Origin of the sequence: Pseudomonas sp. PGPR40, assembly GCF_022014505.1 — a bacterium.
Lineage (GTDB): Bacteria > Pseudomonadota > Gammaproteobacteria > Pseudomonadales > Pseudomonadaceae > Aquipseudomonas.
The window spans coordinates 193,290-203,067 of the sequence record NZ_JAKLSP010000006.1 but is presented as its reverse complement, the minus strand read 5'-3'; the positions used below and the strand labels follow the sequence as shown (position 1 = coordinate 203,067).

7 protein-coding genes are annotated in these 9,778 nt (G+C 58.9%); 2 read left to right on the top strand and 5 right to left on the bottom strand.

All coding sequences use genetic code 11. The features are described from left to right. Nucleotides 1–423: 423 nt before the first annotated feature. From MEB48_RS08035 to MEB48_RS08020, 4 genes are all read right to left on the bottom strand, one after another. Entirely contained in the window at nt 424–1,803 is a 1,380-nt protein-coding gene (locus tag MEB48_RS08035) for a TolC family outer membrane protein (protein ID WP_237883479.1), read from the bottom strand. Between the two features lie 2 nt (nt 1,804–1,805). Continuing rightward, the gene (locus tag MEB48_RS08030) at nt 1,806–3,119 is read right to left on the bottom strand and encodes an HlyD family type I secretion periplasmic adaptor subunit (RefSeq protein WP_237883477.1); all 1,314 of its coding nucleotides are present in this window, start codon (nt 3,117–3,119) and stop codon (nt 1,806–1,808) included. Then, entirely contained in the window at nt 3,100–4,887 is a 1,788-nt protein-coding gene (locus tag MEB48_RS08025) for a type I secretion system permease/ATPase (protein WP_237883475.1), read from the bottom strand. The genes MEB48_RS08030 and MEB48_RS08025 overlap by 20 nt, the downstream gene beginning before the upstream one ends. 1,177 nt (nt 4,888–6,064) lie before the next feature. After that, nucleotides 6,065–6,328 (bottom strand): DUF2798 domain-containing protein, encoded by a 264-nt coding sequence (locus MEB48_RS08020; protein ID WP_237883473.1) that lies wholly within the window; start codon nt 6,326–6,328, stop codon nt 6,065–6,067. A gap of 126 nt (nt 6,329–6,454) precedes the next feature. On the opposite strand from MEB48_RS08020, the gene MEB48_RS08015 reads away from it, so the two are divergent. Next, entirely contained in the window at nt 6,455–7,405 is a 951-nt protein-coding gene (locus tag MEB48_RS08015) for a LysR family transcriptional regulator (RefSeq protein WP_237883471.1), read from the top strand. 37 nt (nt 7,406–7,442) lie between these two features. On the opposite strand, the gene MEB48_RS08010 is transcribed toward MEB48_RS08015, so the two are convergent. Beyond that, nucleotides 7,443–8,459 (bottom strand): AraC family transcriptional regulator, encoded by a 1,017-nt coding sequence (locus tag MEB48_RS08010; protein ID WP_237883469.1) that lies wholly within the window; start codon nt 8,457–8,459, stop codon nt 7,443–7,445. Nucleotides 8,460–8,590: 131 nt separating this feature from the next. Here MEB48_RS08010 and MEB48_RS08005 point away from each other — a divergent pair, with 131 nt between their 5' ends. Continuing rightward, a complete protein-coding gene (locus MEB48_RS08005; protein WP_237883467.1) occupies nt 8,591–9,775 on the top strand; it encodes an acetyl-CoA C-acyltransferase family protein in 1,185 nt (394 codons plus the stop codon). Nucleotides 9,776–9,778: the final 3 nt, after the last annotated feature.

Here is a 9,778-nt window from a genome sequence, read left to right as displayed (position 1 = left end):
AGAGGCCGAGTGGAGGTTCTGCGCAGTGGGCAACCCGGCATGGATGCCGGGTTAGCCGCGCACGGCCAGGGATGGCCGATCGCGGCGGGCCCACGGAGCAGGACCGGAGCGAGGGCATGCCGAGCCTAGGCGAGGCACCGAACGACAGGGGCAAGAGCGCTTTGGTTACTTTCCGCCGGGCCGCGCAGGCTTTTCGAAAGTGACTCGCCGTAAGGGCGAAACCGCCAGCCGCCATGACCGCAGCAACGGATATGTACACCATAAAGGGAAGATATGTAGATACCTGGAGACGCTCGAGAACAGCCTTACTACAGTGCTTGAGTTTTTTGCGCGATAACGCCCCAGCAACCATCACCTGCCGAAGGTTATGGCTCAAATCGGCGTTCAGTGGGACGGGAATATACAGTCGCTATTTGGAAAGAATCAGGGGGATGTGAAGTTTTGGCTGGAGCTGCCGGAGCTCAACCAGCCATTAACGCTTTCGACACCCTCGGCAGGCGGCTTTCCCGCCCAGCGATTGAGCGTAAGGACATTAGTGACGAATTCGTATTGCGTCTTGAGCAGGTCACGACGAGCCCGGAATTCGTTGCGTACGCTGGTCAGTACATCGACGGCATTGACCATGCCGTAATCGAGCGCTTTCTCCGCCGCCACTCTCGACAGCTGTGCCGAGGCCAGGGCATTTCGGCTCGCACTGATCTTTTCTCCGCTCGAATTGGCGGTCAGGTAAGCGCTAGTGATCTCCTTGACCACCCGGCGCCGGATTGCTTCCAGTTCCTGCTCGGCGGTAATTTGATCCTGGTAGAGCCCACGGACCCGCGCCGAGGTCGAACCGCCGCTGTACAGCGGCACCTGAACGCCAATACCGGCGACATAGCTGTCGGTGCGCGGCGCCAAGGCATTGTTGTAGCCCTCGTTGGTCTGCTGCGCGCTCAGCGTAAGGCTCAGGGTCGGATAGTGCCCGCCCTTGCCGCTGCGCAACGCTGCGCCTGCCGCTTCGACACTGCTCTCGTTGGCCTTGAGCGCCGGGTTTAGCGCTATACCGTCGCGGACCCAGCTTTCCAGGCTCTGCGCCGAAACCCGTAGTTGCACATCATCGCGAATCCGGTTGAGCTTCTCCTTGACCGGCCTGCCGACGATCTCTGCCAGTGCCTCGCGACTGATACTGGCCTGGTTCTGGGCATCCAGTTCCTGCGCCGCCAGCAAATCTACCCGGGCCTTGAGGTCGAGTTGATCGGTCACCATTGCCAGCTGCTTTTCGTACAGTGCATTGACTCGGTCCAGACTCTTTTGCGTGGTTCGACGCTCGGCCCTCACCAACTCCAGTTCATCTTCGGCCGCCAACGCGGTGAAGTAACGCTCCGCCAAGTCCACTGTGGCCTCGGCCTGGGCATCCAGCGCTTGCGATTCGGACTGCTTGGCCAGGCTTTTGAATTTTTGGTAGTTCTCCCACGCGGCCTTGTTGTAGAGGTACTGACGCAGCACCAGGCTGTAGTTTTCGCTGTCGTAACTCTGCTCCACCAGGTCGCTCTCCTGATGAATCCGATTCGTCCCGGCGTTCAGCGATACCTGCGGGAACAGCGCACCCATAGCCTCGCGCTGATGTTCCTTGCCCGCCTGCGCTTGCGCATAGGAGGCCAAAACGCGCGGATCTTCCAGCCGTGACTCACGATACAACTGCATGAGGTCGGTGGAAAACGTCGAGGCACTGACCCCGGTAGGCGTCGCTGCAGCGGTTTGCGCCAGGACGGCACCTGCTGCAAGCATGAATGCACCGCCCAGCAGAACTGTCGATGCGCTCATGGTTATTCCTCGATCATCGATTGAGCCATGGCATCGCGAGCCGGCTGCATCAAGTACTGCAACAATGTGCGTTGCCCGGTGATGATCAAGACGTCCGCCGGCATCCCCGGCAACAACTTACGCTCACCCAAGGTGCGCACGCCCTCCTCGGTTACCCGGACCCGCGCCAGATAATAGGCCGTCCCGGCCTTTTCGTTGACCAGCCGGTCAGCCGATACGCTACTGACCTCGCCTTCGATCACGGGAGTGGTCGAGCTATTGAACGCGCCGAAACGGATATCGGCACGCTTGCCGATGGCGACGCGATCAATATCCACCGGCGCCACCTGGGCCTCTATGACCAGCTCGGAAACCGATGGCACGATATCCAGCAGCGGCGTCGCCGGACTCACGACACCCCCTATGGTGTGCACCGTCATGCCAATCACCATGCCCGCGTCGGGTGCGCGAATGACGATGCGACTGAGCCGGTCTTCCAGGGACGAGGTTTTCTCTTGCAGGTCGTACATCCTGGTCTGAACCTCGGCCAGCTCTTTGACCACCTCGGTACTGAAATCCTTGTCGATTTGCAGTATCTGCAGCTGTGTTTCATTGATCTGCAGACGAGTCTTGTTAATAGCGGAACGGTGATCAGCCACCTCCGACCTGAGCATCCCCAGCTTGCGTTCCTGATCGAGCAGACGTTGTTTGTCAACGAACCCTTGCTTGAGCAGGTCGGTCAATTCAACGATTTCACCGCTGTAGGATTTCTCCAGATGAACCTTGGCAGCAATCATCGCTTCCAGTCCCTTGATCTGTTGATTCAACTGACCAATGCGTTCGCGCAACACCGAGATCTGACCCAGCCGCGAGCCCTGCCGGGCGTTGAATACCTGGGTCTCGCCCTGGCGCGCTTCCACTCCTCGCAGACTCTCGGTATCGGCTATCTCCCCAAAGCTGATCGCCGACTGTGTATCGCGCTCGGCTCTGAGCCTTGCCTCCATGGCTCTGGTCGCGACCAGCTGGCCTCGGGTTATCTCGTATTCGAAGCGCAACTGGGCATCATCAAGAATAATCAGCGGATCGCCACGCTTGACGATGTCACCGTCATGGACCAGTACCGCTTTGACGATGCCCCCTTCAGGATGCTGGACCGTTTTGCGGTAAGTCTGCACGGTGACCACCCCCGGCGCGTAAGCGGCACCGTCGAGGGGCGCGAGCGCCGCCCAGGTGCCGAACAGGCCGAAGGTCACCCCTACAATACCAATGCCCAGGCGGCGTGCTTTTCGATCAGATGTCGGCAGGCCGGCGAAGCTTTCAATTTGACGACTGGGCATCGTAGGGTTCATCGGTATCGCCCTTGCTGGTATCGACCGAAGCCATGCTGACGCCTACTGGCATGGCGTGCTTTTGCGCGTGCTTTTGTTGCTGCGCATTGAGTTCGGCGAGCACCTGCTCGCGTGGCCCGTAGAGACTGATAACCCCTGCGTTCATCACCATGAGCCGGTCAAGTTGCGACACGATGTTGGTTCGGTGGGTAATGACAAACAGGGTTGCGCCGGTCTGCTTGAGCTGCTGGATGGCTGCCACCAGGGCGCGATCACCGACTTCGTCAAGATTGGAGTTGGGCTCGTCGAGAATAATCAGCCGCGGGTTGCCATACAGCGCACGGGCCAGACCGATGCGCTGGCGCTGGCCTCCCGACAGCATGAGGCCCTCGCTGCCAATGACGGTGTCGTAGCCATCGGGCAACAGCAAAATCATTTCGTGAACGCCAGCGGTCCTGGCAGCCTGAATGACTTTCACCGAGTCGACCTCGGCGAAGCGGGCAATGTTCTCGCTGATACTGCCTTCGAATAGCTCAATGTCCTGGGGCAAATAACCTATATACGGCCCGAGTTCATGTTTGTCCCACGCGCTGATGTCGGCGCCATCGAGCCGGACCACGCCATGCAGCGGCGCCCATACCCCTATCAGTGCCCTGGCCAGGGTGGACTTGCCCGCGGCACTTGGACCGATGATGCCGACAACGCAGCCGGCAGGTACGCTGAAACTTATGTTGTTGATGATCGGGGTTTTCGAGCCAGGTGCCGCGACGACCAGATTCTCCACCTGCACGTGCCCCTGAGGCGCAGGCAATGACATACGCTCGGGCTGAGCCTGTTGTTTATCGAGGATCTCGTTGAGACGGCGGTATTGCGAGCGGGCCGCAATAAAGCCCCTCCAACTGCCGATGATCAGATCGATGGGGGCCAATGCGCGCCCGAGCAGCACGGCCCCGGCAAACACCAGGCCGGCCCCCACTTGATGGTCCACGGCCAGGTACGCCCCCAGGCCAAGGATCAGTGATTGCACCAGGATCCGGAAGGTCTTGGAAAGCGTGCTGATTATGGCACCTCTGTCGCTTGCCTCAGCCTGCAGCAACAGGACGTTTCTTTGACGAAGTCCCCAACGGTCCATCAGGGTTTCAAGCATGCCCATAGACTCGATGACTTCAGCGTTGCGTAGATTTTTCGTGGTGTAGAGCGTCGCACCGATATGTTCCTTGTTGGCCTGGGCCAGTGCCGGCCCCGTCAGCCTCTCATTGATAAACGCGAGCAATAACAACAACAGCGCACTGCCCGTCGCTACCCAGCCAAACCAGGGATGAAACATGAACATCACAGCGATGTAGATTGGCAACCAGGGCGCATCGAAAAAGGCGAACAAACCGTTGCCGGAGAGAAACTGTCTCAAGCCCGTCAAGTCGTTGAGCGACTGGGCCGACGCATCCATGCCACCACTGTCCAGGGCCCGTTTGAAACTGGCTTTATAGACCTGGCGACTGAGCAACACATCCAGTCGGGTACTGACCCGAACCATGATCCGCGAACGGATCCATTCCAGGGAGCCGAGCGTGATGATCAGCCCAGTCATGATCAACGTCAGCATTGCCAGGGTTGTCAGGCTTCCGCTGGCCATCACTCGCCCATACACCTGAAGCATGTAGAAAGTAGGAACGAGCATTAGCGCATTGATGAAAAAGCTGAAAAAGCCAACAGAAATAAAGCTGTCTCTACAGGCTTTCAACGCATTTTTCAGACTGTTTTCAGGTGTGCTTCGCATTGAAACCCCTGCTCGGGAAAACCATCTTCTGGAGCTTAGATCATGCCGAACGACTGTGTGTAGCCATTGGCCGGATCGCCTCAACCCGCTGCAACGACCCGGCGGTGAGGAGCGCGAGTGATCGGCGACGACGCCAGGATGCTCTATGACGTGCTGTCGCCCTTATCGCGGGGTTGATGAGAGGTTTGTGGTGTAGGTTACTGGCCAAATAGCACTTCGTCGTGCGGCCTCCCTTCACTTATGGCAATCCGATGGTCGGCACCCGCCAGCATGGGTATCTACACATCTTTCCGAGTTTGATGGGGTACATATCCGTTTCTGCGGTCACGGCCGCTTAGGGTTCCGCCCTTACGGCGGGTCACTTGGAAAAGCCCCAAGTAACCAAGGGCTCTTTGCCCCTGTCGTTCGGTGCCTCGCCTGGGCTCGGCATGCCCTCGCTCCGGTCCTGCTCCGTGGGCCCGCCGCGATCGGCCATCCATGGCCGTGCGCGGCTAACCCGGCATCCATGCCGGGTTGCCCACTACGCAGAACCTCCACTCGGCCTCTCGAGGGTGCGGTGCATCAAGATCAACAGCTGCAGGCGAGCTAACGCTCGGCCTGTTGAGTGGTGAGAAGCAGAGTGGATGGGGGCTGACTTTTGTGGCTGGCTTATCGGGTCGCCGCATCGCTGCGATGGCGGCCTGTCAGCCGACGGATCTTCCCCGAATGTACCCCGATCAAACTGTGGGAGCGGGCTTGCTCGCGAAGCTGTTGATCTTGCCGTTGCCGTTGCTTTGGCTTTTGATCCTGATCTGCTTGCCCCTTTCCCAGAGGCCGAACGCAGGTATTGCGGAGGGGGCACCGCGGCAAGGATGCCGCGGTAGCTGCCCCCGGCCATGGATGGCCGATGGCAGCGGGCCCCCGGAGCAATGCCGGAGTGAGGGCATGCCGAGCCTAAGCGAGGCACCGAATGGCGGGGCAAGAGCCCTTGGTTACTTGGGGCTTTTCCAAGTGACTCGCTGTAAAAGCGAAACCGTCAGCGGCCGTGACCGCAGAAACGGATATGTACTCCCAAGCACCAAGCACCAAGCACCAAGCACCAAGCACCAAGCACCAAGCATCGGCAATGAATCTCTGTAGCTCAATAGATGTGTAGATACCCATGCACCGACAGGCCGTACTTCGTCGACCCGATCTCTCAATGAGTCTGCACGGTCCACGCCACAAGTCGCGCAACGATTGGGCGCACGACGAGCACGCAAACGAACGCCGAAGGCATTGCCACCCGATACGCATTCATCACATTTTCCAGGTAATGCTCATCTACTCCGAATTCCGCGAGGGTGATGACGAGACACATGAGAAACGCCATGATAGTGGCCATGTAAAGCGCAAAAACGTAAGGCGTCGCGTGTTTAGGCAAGCGAAAACGTGCAGTATTTCTAGATGTTCTATCGGTCATCGATTTAAGCCTTGTCAATCGTCAGTAGCGAGAGCGGCTAACCTAACAAGCTGCCGAACACGCCGGTAGACGCGTTATGCTTGAATCTTTCTTAAGCAAAATCAACGAATCGAGCGCGAGGACCCGATGGATATTCTTGGTTTGATCAATACCTATATCCGTGTGGTGGAAAACGGCAGCATCGCGGCGGCGGCCCGTGCCCAAGGCATGAGCGCCGCTGCGGTCAGCCAGAGTATCACGCGACTCGAAGCTCACTTGGGCGTGCGCCTGCTCTCTCGTACAACCCGCAGCATGGCGCTCACCGAAAGCGGCACGCGCTATTTCGAGAAGGTGCGCTACATTCCGCGCGATATCGATCTCGCCTCGCAAGCTGCCACGGTCGGCACCAAGCCGCAGGGACCACTTTGCATCGCCACCACAGCGGCATTTGGACGTCGTGTACTCGCGCCATTAATGCCCGCGTTCAAGGACGCCTATCCGCGTATCGACATCGAACTGATCAGTACGGATCGCAGCGTTGATCATCGGCTGGAGGGCGTTGACATCAGTATCCGTATCGAAGCACAGCTGAACGATCAGCTCATCGTCCGGCGCATCGCTTCGTTTCCTTTCGTATTCTGTGCGTCACCCGCGTATCTCGACCGCGCGGGCATACCGACAAACCTTGAGGAGCTGAAGCAACACACTTGCCTTGTCTTTCGCTATCCAACTGATGGTCGTTTTCTGCCCTGGACCTTTGTACTCAACGGCAGCCGCTTCGAGGCCAAAGTAAACCCGGGCTTCGTCTGCGATGACATTGATACTATCGCGCAGATTGCTGTAAACGGCGGTGGGATCGCACGCCTCGCAAGCTTTATCGCTCAGCCACTGATCGACAGCGGCCGACTTCTACCCTTGTTCGAGACGGGCAGTCGCAACGCAGCTTGCGCAGAGCCTGAGCCAATGGACATCTATGCCTGCGTCACTGAGCGATCGGCTTTAAATGCGAAGGTGCGCGCGTTCATTGATTTTCTCGAACGAGAGATGCAAAGCCAGTCGCATGCCCTCGCAGGATCGCGCCCCAGATCACCACGATAACCATCATGGTCATCAGTGACAGGCCAGCGAGCAGGGCTCATTCAGAACGCTCCTGAAACCGCGCCCGATACCGCCCCGGGCTCTCCCCCGTCCACTTCTTGAACGCCCGATGAAACGCACTCGGTTCCTGAAATCCCAACTGTTCAGCAATATCGCTGATGCTCGCCTTGCTCTGGCGCAACCGTTCAAACGCCACCGCGCGCCGCACTTCATCCTTGATTTCCTGATACGAACAGCCTTCTCGCCCCAGCTTCCGGCGAAAGGTACTGGGGCTCAGGTGCTGTTCCAGGGCGAAGGCCTGCAAGGTCGGCCATTCGCTGTAATGGCTGTGGCGCAGGCGCTGATGAACCTGCGACGCCAGCCCATGCTGGTTGCGGAAGCGGATCACCAGCCATTGCGGTGCGGTGCGTAAAAACACTTTCAGCGACGCCAGGTCTTGAATCACCGGCAGCCGCAGGTAGTCACTGGCGAACTCGATTTCGGTGCGTTCGGTGCCAAAGGTCAGGTTGGGCCCCCAGAGCAAGGCATCATCACGCAGCGACAAACGTTGATGACGAAAGTCTGCCCGATCGATAGGAATGCGCCGTCCGGCCAGCCAGCACAGCAGACTGATCATCAACACCAGAAACGTTTCTTCGCCCAACCGGCTGACCTCGCTGTTCTGCGAACAGGTTTGCAAGCTGATGACCGCACGCTTGCCACGCACGCTCAACGTGCCGCGAAAATCACGCAGGAACAGGGCGAAATTGGCTAAGCACTGACGCATGGCTTTTTCCAGCGTCGGCTCCTGAATCAATGCCCGACAGATCAAGGCAAAACTGCCCGGCGGCATGCCGTGTGAGTCCAACTGGAAAAATTCGTCGTTCAACTCACGAATCTGCACCAGCCACAACGCGGCGAACGCCGTGGCCGGCACCCGTGCCGTCGGCTGGTCCATCAGTGCCGGATCAATGCCCACCTGTTCAAGTACCGACCGCAGACGCTGCGGTTCCTCACGCAACGCATGGATCATGGGGTACATGAAGTAAACCGCCACCGAATCCGTTTCCCGCATTTGAATGCCTCTCTCGTCACATCTGAACATGGCAAAAAACGCCATCACCCTTGAACAGTTTTGGCATAGGCCAGTGGCGCTGCTGATTCTAGACTCGTGCCCAACAAAAAAGACCTATTCAGAGAGCCGACATGAACCATTCCGATATTTTTGTAGTGAGCGCCGTCCGTTCTGCCATCGGCAGCTTTGGCGGTTCACTCAAGGATGTGCCGCCTATTCAGTTGGCAACCGACGTGTGCCGCGCCGCTATCGAACGATCTGGCCTGGCGCCCGAACACATCGGCCATGCGGTGATGGGGCATGTGATCCCGACCGAGGCACGCGATGCCTACATCTCCCGGGTTGTGGCGATGAATGCCGGCCTGACGAAAGAGACTCCTGCGTTCAACGTCAACCGCCTTTGCGGTTCGGGTTTGCAGGCGATTGTCAGTGCCGCGCAAAGTTTGATGCTGGGGGATGCGGGCGCTGCGCTGGCAGGTGGCGTCGAGTCCATGAGCCGAGGCGCGTACTTGCTGCCGCAGGCGCGCTGGGGCGCACGAATGGGCGACATGCAGGCCGTCGACTACATGCTTGGAGCACTGCAAGACCCGTTTGCCGGTTTCCACATGGGTATCACCGCTGAAAATATCGCTGAGCACTATGGTATTACACGCCAGACCCAGGATGAATTGGCGCTTCTCAGCCAGCAGCGTGCTGCCCGAGCGATTGCCGAAGGGCGTTTTGCCGGGCAGATCGTGCCGATCGAAATAGCGACCCGTAAAGGAACGGTGTCGTTTGCGACGGATGAGCATGTTCGGGCCGAGGTCGACGCCGAGCAATTGAGCCGCATGAAACCCGCTTTCAAAAAGGACGGTAGCGTCACCGCCGGCAACGCATCGGGCCTCAATGATGGTGCCGGCGCACTGATCATGGCCACGGCCCGAACTGTTCAGGAACAAGGCCTCAAGCCCATGGCTCGACTGGTGGGGTATGCCCATGCAGGCGTTGAACCTTCGATGATGGGGCTGGGACCGATTCCCGCCACCCGCCTGGTGCTCAAGCGCGCCGGTCTGACCGTTGCCGACCTTGATGTGATCGAGTCCAACGAAGCCTTCGCCGCCCAGGCCTGTGCCGTAGCGCAAGAGCTGGGCTTCGATCCACAGAAGGTCAACCCCAACGGCTCGGGCATCTCGCTGGGCCATCCAGTGGGCGCCACTGGCGCGATCATCGCCACCAAAGCCATTCACGAGCTGCATCGCTGCCAAGGCCGTTATGCCCTGGCGACCATGTGCATCGGCGGCGGCCAAGGCATCGCCGTGTTGTTCGAGCGGGTTTGATCA